Annotated in this window: 14 protein-coding genes; 6 read left to right on the top strand and 8 right to left on the bottom strand. The window is 68.3% G+C overall.

The window, feature by feature from the left end:
* Window positions 1–157: 157 nt before the first annotated feature.
* Window positions 158–1,078: an aminodeoxychorismate lyase gene (locus tag NVU01S_RS25480; protein WP_043680290.1), complete on the bottom strand. Its 921-nt coding sequence runs from the start codon at window positions 1,076–1,078 to the stop codon at window positions 158–160.
* 183 nt (window positions 1,079–1,261) lie between these two features.
* Here NVU01S_RS25480 and ygfZ point away from each other — a divergent pair, with 183 nt between their 5' ends.
* The 4 genes from ygfZ to NVU01S_RS25460 all read left to right on the top strand — a co-directional run bounded on the left by ygfZ (window position 1,262) and on the right by NVU01S_RS25460 (window position 4,555).
* Window positions 1,262–2,374, top strand: coding sequence for a CAF17-like 4Fe-4S cluster assembly/insertion protein YgfZ (gene ygfZ, locus NVU01S_RS25475; RefSeq protein WP_043680287.1), 1,113 nt, complete (start codon window positions 1,262–1,264; stop codon window positions 2,372–2,374).
* A 107-nt stretch (window positions 2,375–2,481) separates the two neighbouring features.
* Window positions 2,482–3,222 (top strand): MOSC domain-containing protein, encoded by a 741-nt coding sequence (locus NVU01S_RS25470; protein WP_043680283.1) that lies wholly within the window; start codon window positions 2,482–2,484, stop codon window positions 3,220–3,222.
* The gene (locus NVU01S_RS25465; protein ID WP_043680280.1) at window positions 3,219–4,172 is read left to right on the top strand and encodes an asparaginase; all 954 of its coding nucleotides are present in this window, start codon (window positions 3,219–3,221) and stop codon (window positions 4,170–4,172) included. The genes NVU01S_RS25470 and NVU01S_RS25465 overlap by 4 nt, the downstream gene beginning before the upstream one ends.
* Before the next feature lie 176 nt (window positions 4,173–4,348).
* Entirely contained in the window at window positions 4,349–4,555 is a 207-nt protein-coding gene (locus tag NVU01S_RS25460; RefSeq protein ID WP_014981474.1) for a DUF3073 domain-containing protein, read from the top strand.
* Window positions 4,556–6,044: 1,489 nt separating this feature from the next.
* Here the strand turns inward: NVU01S_RS25460 and purM are convergent.
* From purM to purF, 6 genes are all read right to left on the bottom strand, one after another.
* Window positions 6,045–7,121 carry a phosphoribosylformylglycinamidine cyclo-ligase gene (gene purM / locus NVU01S_RS25455; protein WP_029898795.1) on the bottom strand — a complete coding sequence of 359 codons (1,077 nt, stop codon included), beginning with the start codon at window positions 7,119–7,121 and terminating at the stop codon, window positions 6,045–6,047.
* A 225-nt stretch (window positions 7,122–7,346) separates the two neighbouring features.
* Complete coding sequence (locus NVU01S_RS25450) at window positions 7,347–9,059, bottom strand: ABC transporter ATP-binding protein (protein ID WP_042262086.1); 1,713 nt, start codon at window positions 9,057–9,059, stop codon at window positions 7,347–7,349.
* Window positions 9,056–10,051 carry an ABC transporter permease gene (locus tag NVU01S_RS25445; protein ID WP_244467573.1) on the bottom strand — a complete coding sequence of 332 codons (996 nt, stop codon included), beginning with the start codon at window positions 10,049–10,051 and terminating at the stop codon, window positions 9,056–9,058. The genes NVU01S_RS25450 and NVU01S_RS25445 overlap by 4 nt, the downstream gene beginning before the upstream one ends.
* A 92-nt stretch (window positions 10,052–10,143) precedes the next feature.
* The gene (locus NVU01S_RS25440; RefSeq protein WP_244467572.1) at window positions 10,144–11,154 is read right to left on the bottom strand and encodes an ABC transporter permease; all 1,011 of its coding nucleotides are present in this window, start codon (window positions 11,152–11,154) and stop codon (window positions 10,144–10,146) included.
* 122 nt (window positions 11,155–11,276) lie between these two features.
* The gene (locus NVU01S_RS25435) at window positions 11,277–12,893 is read right to left on the bottom strand and encodes an ABC transporter substrate-binding protein (RefSeq protein WP_082032498.1); all 1,617 of its coding nucleotides are present in this window, start codon (window positions 12,891–12,893) and stop codon (window positions 11,277–11,279) included.
* A gap of 514 nt (window positions 12,894–13,407) precedes the next feature.
* Window positions 13,408–14,988, bottom strand: a complete 1,581-nt coding sequence (gene purF / locus NVU01S_RS25430; protein WP_043683042.1) for an amidophosphoribosyltransferase — start codon at window positions 14,986–14,988, stop codon at window positions 13,408–13,410.
* A 234-nt stretch (window positions 14,989–15,222) separates the two neighbouring features.
* On the opposite strand from purF, the gene NVU01S_RS25425 reads away from it, so the two are divergent.
* Window positions 15,223–16,491: a YhgE/Pip domain-containing protein gene (locus tag NVU01S_RS25425; protein ID WP_043683039.1), complete on the top strand. Its 1,269-nt coding sequence runs from the start codon at window positions 15,223–15,225 to the stop codon at window positions 16,489–16,491.
* Between the two features lie 27 nt (window positions 16,492–16,518).
* Complete coding sequence (locus NVU01S_RS25420; RefSeq protein WP_052281456.1) at window positions 16,519–17,529, top strand: acyl-CoA dehydrogenase family protein; 1,011 nt, start codon at window positions 16,519–16,521, stop codon at window positions 17,527–17,529.
* A 556-nt stretch (window positions 17,530–18,085) separates the two neighbouring features.
* On the opposite strand, the gene NVU01S_RS25415 is transcribed toward NVU01S_RS25420, so the two are convergent.
* Window positions 18,086–18,478, bottom strand: coding sequence for a sterol carrier family protein (locus NVU01S_RS25415; RefSeq protein ID WP_043682990.1), 393 nt, complete (start codon window positions 18,476–18,478; stop codon window positions 18,086–18,088).
* Window positions 18,479–18,491: the final 13 nt, after the last annotated feature.

Genomic DNA, 18,491 nt, shown 5'->3' with positions numbered 1-18,491 from the left:
GGGCGCAGCAATGCGTCGTAGGCCACGACACACCGGGCATTGCGGCTTCGAACAGGTATTTCCCGTGCTCGGGCGCGCCGGACCGCGCCACGATTAGACGGAGATCACCTCGGCGGCGCCGGTTGCGGGCAGTCGACCGGACGTGCGGAGGCGGTGCTCACCAGTCGCCGATGGCGCCCGCCCGCTCGACACCGCGGTCCACCAGTTCGATGATCTCGGCCGCGTTGTCCGGCGCCGACATTCGCAGCCCGTCCAGCGAATTCACCCGCGCCGCGAGCGAGATGCTGGAGAGCAGCCAGATGCTGTCACAGGTCAGCAGGTCCGCGGTGAACAGCGACTTGTAGGTGCACTCCCACCCGGCCTTCTGCGCCTCGGCGAACAGCGCGCGCTGGGTGACGCCCGGCAGCACGCCGTTTTTCGCGGGCGGGGTGAGCAACTGCTTGTCCCGCACGATCACCACGGACGAGCGCGGACCCTCGAGCACCCGGTTCTCGGTGCTGGTGAAGATCACGTCGTCGGCGCCCATCCGGGCGGCGAAACGCAGCGCCGCCATATTGGAGGCATAGGAGAGCGTCTTCGCGCCGAGCAATTGCCAGGGCGCAGCCTGTGCGAGGTCGATCGAGATGCCCCGGGAGAGGGTCACCACCGCGACGCCCTCGGTACGCGCCTTCTGCACCCGATCGGGCACGGGTAGCACCAGCACGTAGGCGGTCGGCACGGGGACCGCGGCCGCGAGATCACCGGAGGTCACCTTCTCCGCGACCCCGGACAGCTCCGAGTCGCGCCCGCGGGTGAGCACCAGCCGCATCACGCCCTCGCGATCGGCGCCCCACTCCTTCGCGGCCCGCTCCACCGCCGCACGCCACCGCCCCAATTCCGGCTCCGGCAGATCGAGCGCCTGCGCCGAGCGGCGCAGCCTGCCTAGGTGGAATTCGATCGCGCACGCGTTGCCCGCGCGCACCAGTACCGTTTCGAAAATACCGTCGCCTCGCAGAAGCCCGATATCGTCCGCATACACCAACGGCGCGTCCGCGTCCCGGACCGCGCCGTCGAGTGAGACAAGAACCCGATCTACCATGCGTCGAGACTAGGCGGTGTTGGTTGGTCGCGCTTAGGTCACGGCAGACTTCGGTCCATCTTTTACCGCGGGTCGCGCGGGGTTCATCACCGCGTCGTCGCCGGGCCGCCGAGATGGTGTCACGAACGCGTTCCGCGAGCCCCGGTTCGGGCACCCATCGCGGACCCGGCCTACAGTGGAAACGTGTCCGTGGTCGTTGCACCCAGCCCCATCCTGTCTACACCGGGAGCCGTCGCGGGAGCGCCCGGTTCGCCGGATGCCGCCGTGGCGTGGCATTACGGTGATCCGCTCGGCGAACAGCGGACGGCCGTGCAGCGGGCCGCGATCGTCGATCGCTCGCATCGATTCGTGCTGAGCATCGCCGGCGCCGAGCGGCTGACCTGGCTGCACACCATCACCAGCCAGCACATCGCGGCCCTCGCCGAAGGGCAGTCCGCGGAAAGTCTCGACCTCGACCTCAACGGCCGAGTGCTGAACCATTTCGTGCTCACCGAACTCGACGCCACGGTGTGGATCGACACCGAGGGCGACCGCGGCCCCGCGCTGCTGGAGTTCCTGCGCAAGATGGTCTTCTGGGCCGACGCGCAGCCGGTCGAATCCGAGCACGCCGTGCTCAGCCTGCTCGGGCCGAACGCGCCCGAGGTGCTCGCCGCGCTCGGCGTCGACTCCGTGCCCGGTGTCTACGAGGCCGTGGCGCTGCCCGGCGGCGGTTTCGTGCGGCGGATGCCGTGGCCGGCCGCCGACTCCTTCGACCTCGTGGTCCCGCGCGCGGAACTCGCCGACCGGTGGGGCAAGCTCGTCGCCGCGGGCGCCGCGCCGGCCGGCATGTGGGCGTTCGAGGCGCTGCGGGTCGCGGCCGTGCGCCCGCGAATCGGGCTCGACACCGACGACCGCACCATCCCGCACGAGGCCCGCTGGATCGGCGGCGTCGCCGAATACGGCGCGGTACACCTGGACAAAGGCTGCTATCGCGGTCAGGAAACTGTGGCGCGGGTGCACAATCTCGGCAAGCCGCCGCGGCATCTGGTGCTGCTGCATCTCGACGGCTCGGCCGACGAACGGCCGGCGGCCGGCGACGATGTCACCGCGGGCGGCCGGGCCATCGGCCGCCTCGGCACGGTGATCGACCACTACGAACTCGGCCCGATTGCGCTCGCGCTGATCAAACGCACGATCCTGGTGGACACCCAGCTCACGGCCGGCCCGACGGCCGCGGCCATCGACCCCGACTCGGTGCCCGTCGACGACGCACCGCAGGCGGGCAGGCTCGCCGTCGATCGGCTGCGCGGCCGCTGACCCACCGATGTCGATCGAATTCCGAAGGGGCGCAAGCCACATGGCGCCGCGCCACCCCGTCGGCCCCGCGCACCCACCGTCCCGAACATACCGCGAAAGGAGCGTCCATGCGACCCGGTGACACCGGCGAAGTACTCGCGGTGTGCGTGGTGCACGCCGAGATCGAGGTACCCACCCGGGTCGGCCGCTCCGCCATCGACAAGCGACCGCGCCCGGATCGGGTTCCGGTGCGTGCGCTGGGTCTCGACGGCGACCACGTCTGCGACACCGCCCACCACGGCGGCGTGCACCAAGCGGTCTACGCCTACGCCGACGAGGACGCCCGGCGCTGGGCCGGCGAACTCGATCGGGAGTTGCCCGCGGGCTGGTTCGGCGAGAATCTACGCGTGTCCGGATTGCCGATCAGCGACGCGGTGTTCGGTGCCCGCCTGAGCATCGGCGACACCTTGCTCGAGGTGAGCGCGCCCCGCGTGCCGTGCGCGACGTTCCAGCATTGGAGCGGAGAAGCCCAGTGGGTCAAGCGGTTCACGCTGCGCAGCGACACCGGCGCCTACTTCCGGGTGCTCACCGAGGGCACGATCGGCGCGGGCGACACGGTGACCGTGCAGCATGTGCCGGATCACGGCGTCACCGTCCGCGACCTGTTCACCGGCAACGATCCGGATCTGCTGGCCATCCTGCTCGCCGCGGAACCGACCATCTCCGACGATGTGCGCATGCAGATCGAGCGGCACGCGCGCAGGCACGCGAACGCCGCACGCGCCGCGCAGCGCCGGACCGGCGCCGCCACCGTCTCCGGCGTCGCCCACCGGCACGCCGCCGAACTCGACACGGGAGCACAGCTGTGAGTGTGGATCTGGTCGAAGTAGTCCGCTCCGGTTTCCGCGAGTGCGTGCACCGCGGCTCGGTGGTGATCCTCGATCCCGCGGGTGAGCCGACGCTCGCCCTCGGCGAGGTGCATCTGCCGATCTTCCCGCGCTCCACCAACAAGCCGATGCAGGCGATCACCTTGCTGCGCCACGGTTTCGAACCGCTCGACGACGCCGAGCTCGCCATCGCGACCGCCTCGCACTACGGCGAACCCGATCACGTCGCCTTGGTCCGCCGGCTGCTCGACCGTTTCGGCTTCGACGAGAAATCCCTCGAATGCCCGCCGGACCTGCCGGTCGACGACAAAGCGCGGGCCGCCGTCCTGTCCGGGTCGCAGGAACCGCGACGGATCTACATGAACTGCTCCGGCAAGCATGCCGCGATGCTGGCGACCTGCGCGATCAACGGCTGGCCGACCGAGGGCTACCTCGAGATCGGGCATCCGCTGCAGCAGGCGGTCATCGCCACCGTCGCCGAACTGACCGGCGAACCGGAGACCGATCTCGGCATCGACGGCTGCGGACTGCCGATCATTCCGGTCTCGCTGGTGAACCTGGCCCGGGTGTTCGCCACCATGGCCACCGCCGCGCCGGACGCGCCGGAGCGGCGCGTCGCCGACGCCATCCGCGCCCATCCCCGAGTGATTTCGGGCACCAACGCACCCGATTTGTCAGCTATGCAGGCCACCCCCGGACTCGTCTGCAAGATCGGCGCGGACGGGGTGCACGCGGGCGCGCTACCCGACGGCACCGCCTTCGCCTACAAGATCGACGACGGTCACGACCGCGCCCGAATGCCCCTGACGCTGGCCATTTTGCATCGAATCGGGGTCGATTGGACCGACGCGCATGCCGAGTTGGCGGCCCCCGCGGTACTCGGTGGCGGCGCCCGCGTCGGCGTCATCCGAGCGATTCCCGGAGTGCTGTAGCCGCCCCGGTCAAGGGCGACAACCGGGCAAACGGAACCTCTTCGGGAGTTCTTCACCCACTCCTGGAAGCGAGACCGCCGGACACACGCTAAAGTGTCTGTCAGGAAGAGTATTAATTCGAACGGGGCCGCCAACCAAACCCCAGGCCGCCCCGCAGTGACGCGAGGGGGTCAGCCATGGGCCGTGGCCGGGCTAAGGCAAAGCAGACCAAGGTCGCACGCGAGCTGAAGTACAGCAGCCCGCCGAGCGACTTCGCGAGCCTTCAGCGCGAGCTTTCGGGCAGCCCCAACTCCCAACGGAGTGGTGTGCTGTCCGATGAGCACAACGCGGACGAGTCCTCTACCCGTTGGGAAGAGGACGACTACGACGACTGGCGCCGCTGACTCGAAGCAACGCATGAAGGGGGAGGTCGCGTGCCTCCCCCTTCAGCCGTTGCCCAGTGTCGACGGCCTCCGCCGAAAAGCCTTACAACACACCAGCGTCCCGCATCCGAGCGATGCGGGACGCTGCGTTGATTTCACGATGCGTTGATTTCTCGCTGCGTTGATTTCACGCTGCGTTGATTTCACGCTGCGTTGATTTCACGCTGCGCCGAGCACTCGGGTCCGCACACCGGCCGAGGTGAGTCCCCGCTCCGCCGCTGGGCTCATCCCGCCGAGAATCCGACCTCCCTGCCGCATCCCGAAGCCGAGCCAGGCCAAGCCAAGCCAAGCCAAGCCAAGCCAACGAGGATTCGACCCGACATCCGCAAGCGCGCGGCCACACGGCACCAGCCTTGGGCACCGCAACCCAGCGGGCACCGGCACCACGTCTCCCGCGCACATCCCAGCGCCCCGCGCACATCCCAGCGCCCCGCGCACATCCCAGCGCCCCGCGCGCGAAATAGTCGAACAATTCGCGCGCGGCACGACAAAAGGTGCGCGGCACGACAAAAGGTGCGCGGCACAACGACAACACCACCCAGGCACCCTGCCCGCCCACGGGAGCGAGGCCGCCAAGCGGCAGCACACCCGGGCGCCCCGCACGCATCTCAACCTCCCGGCGCACATCTCAGCGCCTCGCGTACATCTGCGCTCCGCGCACACCTCCTCCGACCGCTCGCGAAGTAGTCGAACAATTCGCGCGGCACGACAAACGTGCGCGGCACAACGGCGACGCCACCGGCACAACGACAACGCCACCCAGTCCCCGCCCTTGCCTACGGGAGCGGGCCGCCGGGAGGCGGCGCACCCGGGGCACCCGCGCGCATCACAACCACCGCGCGCATCTCGACGTCCCGCGCACATCTCAGCGCCCCCGCGCACATCTCAGCGTCCCGCGCGCGGAATAGCCGACTATTTCGCGCGCGCCGCACCAAAACGTGCGCGGCGATCGAATGGCGAGGCTGACGGGGCACGGGGCACGGGGCACGCAAGCGTCTGCCCGGTGCATCACAGGGGTAGCTGCGGCACAACGGACAACGCCACTCGGGCACCCGCCCGCCCACGGGAGCGAGGCCGCCAGGAGGCGGCACACCCGGGGCACCGGCGCATCACAACCGCCGCGCACATCTCAGCGTCCCGCGCGCGGAATAGCCGACTATTTCGCGCCCGCCGCACCAAAACGTGCGCGGCGATCGAATGGCGAGGCTGACGGGGCTGCGAGGGCACGGGCCACGGGCCACGGGGCTGCGAGGGCACGGGCCACGGGCCACGGGGCTGCGAGGGCACGGGGCACGGGGCACGGGGCACGGGGCACGGGGCACGCAAGCGTCTGCCCGGTGCATCACAGGGGTAGCTGCGGTGCACCGGGCAGGGTCTTGCGTCTGCTCTGCGAGACGGGCCGACACAGCACGTGCGGCGGACGGCCGGACGGACGGCCGGACGCGAACCCTCAGAAGCGCGGGTGTTCGCCGACGAGGACGGCGCGCAGGGCGTCGGTGTCTTTGGCTTTCTTGACGGTGCCCAGGGTCCAGCATTCGATGTGGCGGGCGGTCAGGACGGCGAGGGCGCGGTCGACGTCTTCGGGGGCGACGACGGCGACCATGCCGACGCCCATGTTGAACGTCTTCTCCATCTCGACCCGCTCGACTCGGCCGCGCTGCGCGATCATCTTGAAGACCGGTGCGGGGTTCCAGGTGCCGCGATCCAGCTCGGCGACCATGCCGGCGGGTAGCACGCGGCCGAGGTTGGCGGCCAGGCCACCGCCGGTGACGTGGGCGAAGGTGCGCACATCGGTTTCGGCGATCAGGGCCAGGCAGTCCTTGGCGTAGATCTGGGTCGGCTCGAGCAGTTCTTCGCCGAGGGTCCGGCCGAACTCCTCGACGTGCCCGGTGAGCGACATGCGGTCGATGTCGAGCAGCACCTTGCGGGCGAGGCTGTAGCCGTTGGAGTGCAGGCCCGAGGAGCCCATGGCGATCACCACGTCGCCGGGACGCACCCGGTCGGGGCCGAGCACCGCGTCGGCCTCGACGACCCCGACGCCGGTCGCGGACAGGTCGTAGTCGTCGGCATCCATCAGGCCGGGATGTTCGGCGGTTTCGCCGCCCAGCAACGCGCAACCGGCCCGCACGCAGCCCTCGGCGATGCCGGAGACCAGCTCGGCGACCTTCTCCGGGACGACCTTGCCGATGGCGATGTAGTCCTGCAGGAACAGTGGTTCCGCGCCGCACACCACCAGGTCGTCGACGACCATCGCGACCAGGTCCAGTCCGACGGTGTCGTGCTTGTCCATCGCCTGCGCGACCGCGATCTTGGTACCGACCCCGTCGGTGGACGCGGCGAGCAACGGCTCGCGGTAGCCGCCCTTCAGTGCGAACAGTCCGGCGAATCCGCCGAGGCCGCCCTGCACCTCGGGTCGGCTCGCCTTCTTCGCCAATGGCCCGAACAACTCGACTGCGCGGTCACCTGCCTCGATGTCCACGCCTGCCGCGGCGTAAGAGGCACCACCACTGGGGGTCTGTTCAGTCATTTTCGGGGAAAGCTCCAAACCGAATCGGCGGATAGATGCCTGCTCACGCTACCGGAGACGAATAACAGCCCAGCACCGGTATTGCTTCGTGCTGCCCGCCTCTCGGCGTCTTTTACCGCTTGCCGGCGCCGCGGGACTTGACAACCTTGCCGGTGGTCGCGCCCCGCGGCGCCGTCGACGGATACCCGGCGAGTTACCCAGCTGCGTGGGAAATCACTCGCCAGATTATCCCGTCTGCACCTCGACGTCGTCGATCTCGGTGGCGAACAGTCCGGCGCTGGCCGCGCGCCGGCGCCGCTGCTCCACCGGATCGGGCACCGGCACCGCCGCGACCAGGCGCTGGGTGTACTCCTGCTGCGGTGCCCGCAGGATGCGATCCCGGTCACCCTGTTCCACCACCGCGCCGTTGCGCAGCACCACGATCCGGTCGGCGAGCTGATCGACCACCGCCAGGTCGTGGCTGATGAACAGGCATGCCCACCCACATTCGCGCTGCAGCTGACCGAACAGCTCGAGCACCGCGGCCTGCACGGACACGTCCAGCGCGCTGGTCGGTTCGTCGGCGACGAGCAGATCCGGATCCAGCACGAGCGCCCTGGCCAGGCTGGCGCGCTGCCGCTGGCCGCCGGACAGCTCGTGCGGGTACCGGCGTTCGGTGCCCGCGGGCAGTTGCACGTCGTCGAGCAGCTTGCGGACTCGCGCCTTGATCTCGGCCGAGCTGCCCGCCTGGTGCACGATCAGCGGTTCGGCGACGCACTCGCCGACGGTGAGCCGCGGATTCAGCGAGCTGGCCGGGTCCTGGAACACGAACCCGAACCGCCGCCGGATCGGCCGCAGCTTGCGCCCGGACAGTCCGGCGATGTCCTGCCCGCGCACCTTGACCACACCCGAGGTGGGGCGTTGCAGCGCGGCGACGCAGCGGCCGATGGTCGACTTGCCGGAACCGGATTCGCCCACCAGACCGAGGGTTTCGCCCGGCCCGATGCACAGGTTCACATCGTCGACCGCGCGGAACGGCGGCCGTCCGAACGAGCCGGGGAACTCGACCACCAGATCGCACACCTCGAGCACCGGCTCGGCGGTCGTGTCGACCTCCTTCGCCGGGCCGTGTGCCAGCTGCTCGGTGCCCAGGTGCGGGACGGCCGCGAGCAGTGCCCGGGTGTAGTCCGCTTTCGGGCTGGCGAACAGCTCGTCCACCGGCGCCTGCTCGACCACCTTGCCGTTGCGCATCACCACGACGCGGTCGGCCAGGTCGGCCACCACGCCCATGTTGTGCGTGATCAGCACGATGGCGCTGCCGATCCGGTCGCGCAGATCGCGCAGCAGTTCGAGGATTTCGGCCTGCACGGTGACGTCGAGCGCGGTGGTCGGCTCGTCGGCGATGATCACCTTCGGCTCACAGGCGATGGCGATGGCGATCACCACGCGCTGCTTCTGCCCGCCCGAGAGCTGGTGCGGGTAGTAGTCCACCCGGTGCTCGGGGTCGGGCAGGCCGACCATGCGGAGCAGTTCGACCGCGCGCGCCTTCGCGTCCTTCTTGCTCATGTCCGAATGCGCGCGCAGCGCCTCGCCGATCTGGAAGCCGACGGTGAACAGCGGGTCGAGCGCGAGGCCCGGCTCCTGGAACACCATCGAGATCGCGCCGCCGCGCAGGGCGGTGAGCTGCCGCTCGTTCATCGACGTGATGGTCTGGGTACCGAGGGTCACCAGACCGTTCACCCGCGCGGTCAGCGGCAGCAGGCCCATCGCGGTGCGCGAGCTCACCGATTTACCCGAGCCGGATTCGCCGACGATGGCGAGCACCTCGCCCGGATACACCTCGTAGGACACGTCTTTCACCGCGTACACGGGTCCGGCGTCGGTCGCGAAGGTGACCGACAGCGATGCGATGGACAGCGCGGGACGATCCCGCTCGGCCACCGGTACCGACTTGGTCATGACGTCTCCTTCCCGGCGGTGCCGTCCTTCGTCAGCCCGACAGCGGGCTCGGCTCCGGCTGTCGCCGTGGCACTTTCGGGGTCCGCGGCGGACTCGACGGTGATCGCGTCACCGGGCGCCGCCGAGACGGCGCGCCGGGTCCGCAGGATCGGGTTGAGCACCTCGTTGAGGCTCTCGCCGACCAGGGTCATGCCGAGCACGACCAGCACGATGGCGAAACCGGGGAAGATGCCGGTCCACCAGATGCCGTTGGACACGTCCGACAGCGCCTTGTTCAGGTCGTAGCCCCATTCGGCGGCCTGGGTCGGCTCGATGCCGAACCCGAGGAAGCCGAGGCCGGCCAGCGTGAGGATGGCCTCGGACCCGTTCAGCGTGACGATCACCGGCAACGACTGGGTGACGTTGGCGAAGATGTGCCGGAACAGGATTCGCGCCGTCGACGCCCCGGTCACCCTGGCGGCGTCGACATAGGGTTCGTTCTTCACCGCGACCGTCGCGTTGCGCACCACGCGGAAGTATTGCGGCACGAAGACGGCCGTGATCGCCACCGCCGCGGACAGCACGCCGCCGAAGCTGGTGGAGCGACCGCCCGCGACCACGATGGACACCACGATCGCCAGCAGCAGCGTCGGGAAGGCGTACATCGCGTCCATGAACAGCACCAGCACCCGGTCGAACCAGCGGCCGAGATAACCCGACAGCAGGCCGAGCGGCACGCCGATGAACAGCGAGAGCACCAGCGAGATGACGATCACGAACAGCGCGGTGCGCGCACCCCAGATCACCCGGGAGAACACGTCCTCACCACGCACCGACGTACCGAACCAGTGGTCGGCCGAGGGCGCCTGCTGACGGACGAAATCCACGCCGTCGGCGGCACTTTGCGCGAAACCGTAGGGCGCGATCAGCGGCGCGAAGATGGCCGCGAGCACGAAGATCGCGACCAGAGCCAAGCCGAGGATCAGCGTCGCGCGTTGCAGGCCCGCGGTCATCGAGAACAGCCGCAGGCCAGGGAGGCGGCGGCGGGCCGACGGCGGCACCGGCGGGGTCACCACCGGCTCGTTGAGCAATTCCGGTGCGGTCATCAGAACCTCACCCTCGGATCGATCAGGGCCACAAGGGCATCCACCAGGAAGCTCATCAGGGCGATGAACACCGCGATGAACGCGACGATGCCCTGCACCGCGACGAAGTCACGGGCCGAGAGGTAGGTCGCGAGCTGGTAGCCGAGACCCTTCCACTCGAAGGTGGTCTCGGTGAGCACCGCGCCGCCGAGCATCATCGCGATCTGCATGCCCATCACGGTGACGATCGGAATCATCGCGTTGCGGAACGCATGTCGTCCGGTGACCACCCGACGGGACAGACCACGAGCCCGGGCCGCGTCCACATAGTCCGAACGCAGCGTCTGGATCAGGTTGATCCGCACCAGGCGCAGGAAGATGCCTGCGGTGAGCAGGCCGAGCGCGATCGCGGGCAGCACAGCGTGTTTCAGGACATCGCCGATGTATCCGGCGTCGCCGTAGAGGATTCCGTCGACCAGCATGATGTTGGTCTTCGGCGAGACGTGCTGCAGTTGCAGTTCCACGTTCGTGCTCGCGCGGCCGGCCACCGGCAGCCAGCCCAGCTTGACCGCGAACACCAGCTTGAGCAGCAGCCCGACGAAGAACACCGGCGCCGCGTAGGCCAGGATCGCGAACAGCCGAAGCCCGGTGTCCGACAACGAATCACGGTGCGTCGCCGCGTAGCGGCCGAGCGGGATACCGATCGCGAAGGCGACGATCAGCGCCCAGAACATCAGCTCCAGCGAGGCGGCGCCATAGGTGGTGATCACCTCGCTGATCTGCCGATTGTCTTGGGAGCGACCGAAATCGCCGCGGAACAGCCCTGAGATGTATTCCCAGTACTGGGTCAGGATCGGCCGGTTCAACCCGGCCGCCTCCTTGCGGGCCTCGATCTGGTCCTGGGTCATCCGGCCACCCATGGCCGCGCTGATCGGGTCACCGGCCACGCGCATGAGGAAGAAGACCACGGTGGCGAGAATCCACGCGGTCACCGGAATCAGCAGCAGGCGCACGCCCAGGTAGCGGAGCAGCGCGAGCTGGCGAGAATCACTCCCGCCCTTCCTTTTTCGGGGCACGCCGAAGCGCCGGGCCCGGGCCGGCGCTGGCTTCGTTTCTGGAGCAGCTATCGTCCCGGGCCCGGCTTCGCCGGATGTCACTTGCTCAGCACCGTGTAACGGAACTTGAAGGACGCATCGAGTGTCTGCTCGACACCCTGCACATTCTTGCCCGAGACCGCGATCTGCTTGCCGGACAAGAGCGGAACGATCGGCAGATGGTTCTGCGCGAGGTCACGCTGCACGTTCTTCAAGATCTCCATGCGCTTGGCCTTGTCGTTCTCCGTGGTCTCCGCGGTCAGCTGCGCCGAGATGCTCGGATCCTCGAAGTGCGACTGCAGGAAGTTGTTCGGGCCGAAGAACGGGGTCAGGTAGTTGTCCGGGTCCGGGAAGTCCGGGAACCAGCCGAACTGGTAGAGCGGGTAGGAGTCGCGGGCGCGCTCACGCTGGTAGCTCACCCATTCGGTGGACTGCAGGTTGACCCGGAACAGGCCGCTGGCCTCGAGCTGCGACTTGATCGCCGCGTATTCCTCGGAGCTGCTCGAACCGTAGTGGTCCGGGTTGTACTGCAGGTTCAGCTCGACCGGGGTGGCGACACCGGCGTCGGCGAGGAATTTCGCCGCCTTCTCCTTACTCGGATCGGCGCCGTAGATGTCCTTGAACGGCTCGGTCGCGCCCGGAACACCCTGCGGCACAGACGAGTACGCGGGCAGGTAGGTGTTCTTGTAGACGCCCTTGGCCAGCGCGGCCCGGTCGACGGTGGACGCGAGCGCCTTGCGCACGGCCAGCTTCTGCTCCGGCGTGCCGCCCGGCATGGTGTTCATGTTGAACACGATGTAGCGCAGCTCACCGCCGGGGCCCTCGTGCACGGTGACCTTGCTGTCGCCGCGCAGCGACTCGATATCGGTGGGGGTCAGCGACCGGTACGCGACGTCGAGCGACCCGTTCTGCAGGTCGAGCTTCATGTTGTCGGTGGTGGCGTAGTACTTCGTCGACACCGTCTTGGACTTCGGCGTGCCGAGGATGCCGTTGTAGTCCGGGTTCGCCTTGTACTCGACCAGCTTGTTCTTGTCGTAGCTGGCGATGGTGTACGGGCCCGAGTAGCCCTTGGCCTTGACGACTTCCTCGTCGGCCATCACCTTGTCCGCCGCGTACACCTTCTCGTCGACGATCGGGCCCGCCTGGGTCGGCAGGATCGCCGGGAAGGTCTGGTCGTTGGCGACCTTCAGCGTGAAATTGACCGTGCGGTCGTCCGGGGCGTCGGTCTTCTCGAGGTTGCCGAGCAGCGACGCGGGACCGTTCGGGTCATTGATCTTGACCATCCGGTCGAAGGAGAACTTGACGCTCTTGGCGGTCAGTGGGTTGCCGTTGGCGAACTTGAGGCCCGGCTTCATGGTGCAGCTGTACACCGTCGGACTGGTGAACTCGCACTTCTCCGCGGCGTCCGGCTTCGGGGTCGCGTCGCCGGGCGCGAAGTTCAGTACGTACTGGTAGAACTGCGTTTCCGCGACCAGGGAGCCGTTGTCATAGGCGGCCGCCGGGTCGAGCGAGAAGATTTTGTCCGTAGTGCCGGCAAGCAAGCCACCACCGTCACCACCATCACCGGTCCGGCCCGAACCGCAGCCGGCCAAGGCAGACGCCACCAGCGTCGCCAGGCCGACGGCCGCGATAGTTCGCGTCCGGGTCCGGCCCCCAGGTGTTTTCGAAACCAACATCAGGGCCCCACTTCTCGAGCGCCACACCGCGTTGTCCTGGATCGCAGGCCCGGTGCGGACACAATTGAACATCCGATCTGACGGGCACCGTACCCACGAACCATTTCCGGCACGTTGCGTTTTCACAGAAAAGATTGCCGGGACGTGAGCCAGCGTTGCAAATAGTGCATCACAGGGGCCAGATCACCGGACGAATGTCCAGGTTCTGGCTAGAACGTCCGATTCTGCGTCTCGAAGACGCCACTGTTCCAAACTGGACAAAACACCGGGAAACCTGCGGCGCGCGAATTCGACTCGCCGAAAGTCCGCGACCCGACAAGCGCGCACCTCAGCGCGCCGACCGACGATCATCGCGGGAAATAGATCCGCCCCGGAAACACCGCGCGCGGTGTCGGGGTTACCGGCACTCGCCTGAACAGTCGATCAGGGACACTGCGCAGCCGTTCCGAACCGGCAGGAAAGCAACGAGGCGAGCCACCGGAGTGAACTCGCCTCGTCTGCCGCAAAGGTGGGACTACGGGCGGCTGAGCGCGCTGGCGTTGGCGTTGTCGGCCAGCAGGGCCGCCTCGGACTGGCCGGTGAGCATGCCCTCCAGCACGTTCTTGCCGATGGCCGCCTCGGTGGGCAGCGGGATCGGGTAGTGGCCGTCGAAGCACGCGCAGCACAACCGCGAACGCGGCTGCTCGGTCGCCGCGATCATGCCCTCGGTGGAGATGTAGCCGAGGGTGTCCGCGCCGATCGAGCGGCGCACACCCTCCACCATCTCGTCGAAGCTGCCCTCCGCGCCGGAACCGTTCGCGATCAACTCCGCGGGCGAGGCGAAGTCGATGCCGTAGAAGCACGGCCACTTCACCGGCGGCGACGCGATCCGGACGTGGATCTCCAGCGCGCCCGCCTCGCGCAGCATGCGGATGAGCGCGCGCTGGGTGTTGCCGCGCACGATCGAATCGTCCACCACGATCAGCCGCTTGCCGCGGATCACCTCACGCAGCGGATTGAGCTTGAGCCGGATACCGAGCTGACGGATGGTCTGGCTCGGCTGGATGAACGTACGCCCGACATAGGCGTTCTTCATCAGGCCTTGGCCGTAGGGCACGCCGGAACCCTGCGCGTACCCGACCGCGGCCGGCGTGCCGGACTCCGGCACCGGGATCACCAGGTCGGCCTCGACCGGATGTTCCTTGGCCAGGCGACGACCGATCTCGACCCGGGTGGCATGCACCGAACGGCCGGAGATCGTGCTGTCCGGCCTGGCCAGGTACACGTATTCGAAGACACAGCCCTTGGGCTCGGGGTTGGCGAACCGCATCGAGCGCACGCCGTCGGCGTCGATCGCCAGCAGTTCGCCCGGCTCGATCTCCCGGACGAACGCGGCGCCGACGATGTCCAGGGCCGCGGTCTCACTGGCAACAACCCAGCCACGGTCGAGCCGGCCGAGGCACAGCGGGCGCACGCCGTGCGGGTCGCGCGCGGCGTAGAGGGTGTGCTCGTCCATGAAGGTCAGGCAGAACGCGCCCCGCAAGGTCGGCAGCAGTTCCATCGCCGCCTGCTCGATGCTCGAATCGGCGGAGGCGTGCGCGAGCAGCGCGGTGATCACGTCGGAGTCGGAGGTCGCGGCGATCGGCTGCGGGCGGCCGTTCGCCACCGTCGCGCCGATGAGTCCGAGTTCCCTTGCCCGGCCCGCCAATTCGGCGGTGTTCACGAGATTGCCGTTGTGGCCCAGGGCAAGTCCGGAGCCGACCGCGGTGGTGCGGAAGATCGGCTGCGCGTTCTCCCAGGTCACCCCGCCCGTGGTGGAGTAGCGGCAATGGCCGACGGCGATATGGCCCGGCATGGCGGCCAGCGTCTGCTCGTCGAAAACCTGACTGACCAACCCCAGGTCCTTGAAGACCAGGATCTGCGAACCGTCGGAGACCGCGATGCCCGCCGCCTCCTGACCGCGATGCTGCAGGGCATAGAGCCCGTAGTACGTGAGCTTCGCCACGTCCTCGCTCGGGGCCCAGACACCGAACACGCCACACTCTTCGCGTGGCTCGTTCTCGTCCTGATCGGGGGTGGCGGATGTGCTTACGACCGGCAGTTCGGCGTTGGTCACCGTTTGCTCCCTGTTCGGGCGGGCTGGGGGCGATTTCATTCTACGGGTGAAACTTCGTTCGCGATCACTCGCCACCGCATCCGGACAGCAATCGAGCACGCCCCAGGACCCGGCGCAGGCGGGCCGGTAACTGTTACCGTGCCTGCCGTGACGACTACCGACAGCGCGGACACCGGCGGCGGAGCGGGATCGAACACGGCGGGAACGGGACCGCAGCGCCGGCCATGGGCCCGTATGGTGCTGTTTCCCATCTCCGTGCTGACCCTGCTGACCGCTCTGCTCGGCATCATGTATCTGGACTACGTCGTCGATCCCGAGAAGAACCTGCACGATTTTCCGATCGCCCTGGTGAACCAGGATGTGGGCGATGTCATCAAGAAGGCCGACGGGCAGCAGCAGGTGAACTTCGGTGCGCAGATCACCGAGGCGCTGCGCACCGGGGTGCCCGCGGACAAGGTCGACCTGCAGGTGATCAGCATCAGCGAGGCCGAACGGCAGCTGCAGGCCGGCAAGGTCTACGGCGCGATCGTGATCCCGAGCGACTTCAGCAAGCAGCTCGGCAATCTCGGTATCGGCAGCGTGATCCCCGGCGACCTGGAACGCCCGATCATCACGCTGCAGACCAACCCGCGCACCGGCGCGTTCGGCACCCAGATCGTGCTGCGGGTCGGCAATCAGGCGCTGACCGAAGTGAACAAGCAGGTCGGCAAGCAGCTCACCGATCAGGTGAACGAACAGCTGAAACCGCAGCCCGGCGGGCCGCCCGCGCCCGAACTGTCCGGCGCGACCCGGCTGGCGATCGCCGATCCGGTGAAGGTGGTCGTCCAGCAGTATCGTCCGCTGCCCGACGGCACCGGCCAAGGCCTGTCCGCGTTCTTCTACGCGCTGCTGTTGCTGCTCGCCGGCGTGGTCGGCGCGATGGTCATCCACACAATGATCGACGCCCAACTCGGTTTCATTCCCACCGAATACGGGCCGTGGTACGTGCACTATCCGCCGACGCCGATCTCCCGCTTCCGCACCCTGCTGATCAAGTGGGGCGTGCTGGTGGTGACCGCGAACATCGTCTCGGCCGTCTTCCTGATCGTCGGCAAGATCCTGGACATGCCGATCGACCATCCGCTCGCGCTGTTCCTCTACAGCGCGCTCGCCATGATCGCCGTCGGCGCCACCGGGTTGTCCATGCTGGCCGCGATCGGATCCGCGGGCCTGCTGGTGAACCTGATCCTGTTCATCATCCTGGGCCTCCCGTCCTCCGGCGGCACCGTCCCGATCGAGGCGACCCCGCAGTACTTCGGCTGGCTCGCCTCCTTCGAACCGATGCACCAGGTGTTCCTCGGCATCCGCGCCATCCTGTACTTCGACGCGAATTTCGCAGCGGGCCTGTCCCGCGGCGTCTGGATGGCCGTCCTCGGCCTCGCCATCGGCCTGGCCTTCGGCGCCGCCATCACCCGCTTCTACGACCGCAAAGGTTTGCACCGCACCAACCGCGTCGAAGCCTGACGGGCCTCGGGCGCGAAGATGATGCCTATGAAATCGTGGATCGAACGGGCCGAGCAGGTGGCCGACGAAGTGCTCGCGCCGCAGGCTCAAGCTGTCGACCAGGACGGGGAGATTCCGCGAGCGCACTTCGATCGGCTGGCCGAGGCCGGGTTCTACGGTGTCGCGCTACAGGACGACCTGGATCCGGCCACGTTCACCGCGGCCGCCGAGATCTTGATCGCGGGTTGCTTGGCGACGGCGTTCGTCTGGGCGCAGCATCACGGGGTGGCCCGACGGGTCAGTGTGTCGCCGAATCATGAACTGCGCGAACGTCTCACCGCGGATCTGCGGGACGGGCGGCTCCGCGCCGGTGTCAGTTATGCCGGTGCGGCCGAACCGCCGTCGCTTGTCGCCCGCCGCACGGCGGGCGGCTATCTGCTCGACGGGACCGCACCGTTCGTCAGCGGCTGGGGCATGGTCGACCTCGTCGGGGTGATGGCTCGGGACAGCGCCGACGAGGGCGCGCTGGTGAGCGTTGTCGTGCCCGCTGTCGAAGGGCCACAGCTGCGGGTGCGGCAGATTCCCTTGGTCGCCGCGAACGCGAGCCGAACCGTGACCGCGACCTTCGACGGACTGTTCGTCCCGGACGCCGACGTCGACACCCTGGTTCCGTTGCAGAAGTTCCATGACTCCGCCGCTATTGCCGTGTGGCGCAACGGTTCACTACCGCTCGGTCTCGTCCGGCGCTGTGTCGCCGAGCTGGAAACGCTCGGCGCCGACCATGCGGCGCTGCGCGAAGAAGCGGTGCTCATCCGAAAAGAATTGGACGCGGGCCTTTTTGGGCAATCGGACCTGTTCGTCGCACGCGCTCGCGCCTCCGAACTGGCCTTACGCGCCGCCGCCGCCCTGATGACCGCGACAGGTAGCCGCGGCATCGTGACGGGCTCCACCGCCGAACGCACCCTACGAGAAGCAACATTCACCCTGGTCTTCGGTTCCCGCCCGCCCATCAAAGCCGCACTCCTCGACCACCTCACCGGCACCGCCGGACAACCCTGACCGACCTCGGCTCACCAAACCCCTCGCCGCTAGTCGCTGCGGGGTCAGTCCCGCGAAACGGGCGATCAGGAGCCAGTGTGCGGGGTTGCCCGCCGGAAGAACGTGTCGGACGCCACGACGGCAGCGAACCCATAACCCTTGGCGTCCAACAACATCCGAGCGCAGCCACATTCAGTAGTCAGTACGCGACTTCAGGGTGCGGTTACCCGCAGCGGAAAAGTGCGAACTCCTCGTTGGCGGGCGATATCCGAGAGCCCGGCGGCCCACCGGACAGCCCCGCCCGGCGGTTCAATCCGCGGCGAGGCGGGCGATCGGTAACCTATGGGCTCCTTCGGGGCACCGTCGCCCGACACGTAGAGCTGAAGTTCACGACGGCGGCGAAATGCAAAGGCCCGGGCCTACGGCAGCTGAGCCCAGTGGGTTCAATCCGCGGCGAGGCGGGCGATCGGCAACCTATAGGCTCCTTCGGGGCACCGTCGCCCGACACGTAGAGCTGAAGTTCACGACGGCGGCGAAATCCAAAGGCCCGGGCCTACGGCCGCTGAGCCCAGTGGGTTCACTCCGCGGCGAGGCGGGCTATGGGGAGCCAGTGGGCTACTTCGGGGGCGCGGTTGCCGGAGGCGGTGAGGGCGCCGGAGGTGACGGCGGCGTCGAAATCCAGGAGGCCGGTGGCGAGGAGTAGCCAAGTGCGCGGGTCGGTTTCGACGACGTTCGGCGGTGTGCCCCTGGTGTGGCGGGGGCCCTCGATGCATTGGACCGCGACGAACGGCGGCACCCGGACCTCCACCGAGTGGCCGGGTGCCGAAGCGGCCAGTGTGCGGGCCGTCGCGCGGACCGCCGCGGCGAGTTCGGTGCGCGCAGGCGCCGCCGCCGATTCATCCCGCAACCATTCGCTCACCGCATCCACCGCCGACCGCAACTCGGCCGGACTCACCGTCTGACGTGCCACCCCACCGACATTA

This window comes from Nocardia vulneris (assembly GCF_001613425.1).
GTDB lineage: Bacteria > Actinomycetota > Actinomycetes > Mycobacteriales > Mycobacteriaceae > Nocardia > Nocardia vulneris.
Note: the sequence above shows the minus strand (reverse complement) of the source record. Positions and strands in the feature narration are given on the sequence as shown.

Coding starts and splice junctions, on each gene's coding strand:
- NVU01S_RS25420 (WP_052281456.1), top strand. CDS start 16,519: ATGAAATCGTGGATCGAACGGGCCGAGCAGGTGGCCGACGAAGTGCTC.
- NVU01S_RS25470 (WP_043680283.1), top strand. CDS start 2,482: ATGCGACCCGGTGACACCGGCGAAGTACTCGCGGTGTGCGTGGTGCAC.
- NVU01S_RS25445 (WP_244467573.1), bottom strand. CDS start 10,051: ATGACCGCGGGCCTGCAACGCGCGACGCTGATCCTCGGCTTGGCTCTG.
- NVU01S_RS25450 (WP_042262086.1), bottom strand. CDS start 9,059: ATGACCAAGTCGGTACCGGTGGCCGAGCGGGATCGTCCCGCGCTGTCC.
- NVU01S_RS25460 (WP_014981474.1), top strand. CDS start 4,349: ATGGGCCGTGGCCGGGCTAAGGCAAAGCAGACCAAGGTCGCACGCGAG.
- purM (WP_029898795.1), bottom strand. CDS start 7,121: ATGACTGAACAGACCCCCAGTGGTGGTGCCTCTTACGCCGCGGCAGGC.
- NVU01S_RS25435 (WP_082032498.1), bottom strand. CDS start 12,893: ATGTTGGTTTCGAAAACACCTGGGGGCCGGACCCGGACGCGAACTATC.
- NVU01S_RS25425 (WP_043683039.1), top strand. CDS start 15,223: ATGGTGCTGTTTCCCATCTCCGTGCTGACCCTGCTGACCGCTCTGCTC.
- NVU01S_RS25480 (WP_043680290.1), bottom strand. CDS start 1,078: ATGGTAGATCGGGTTCTTGTCTCACTCGACGGCGCGGTCCGGGACGCG.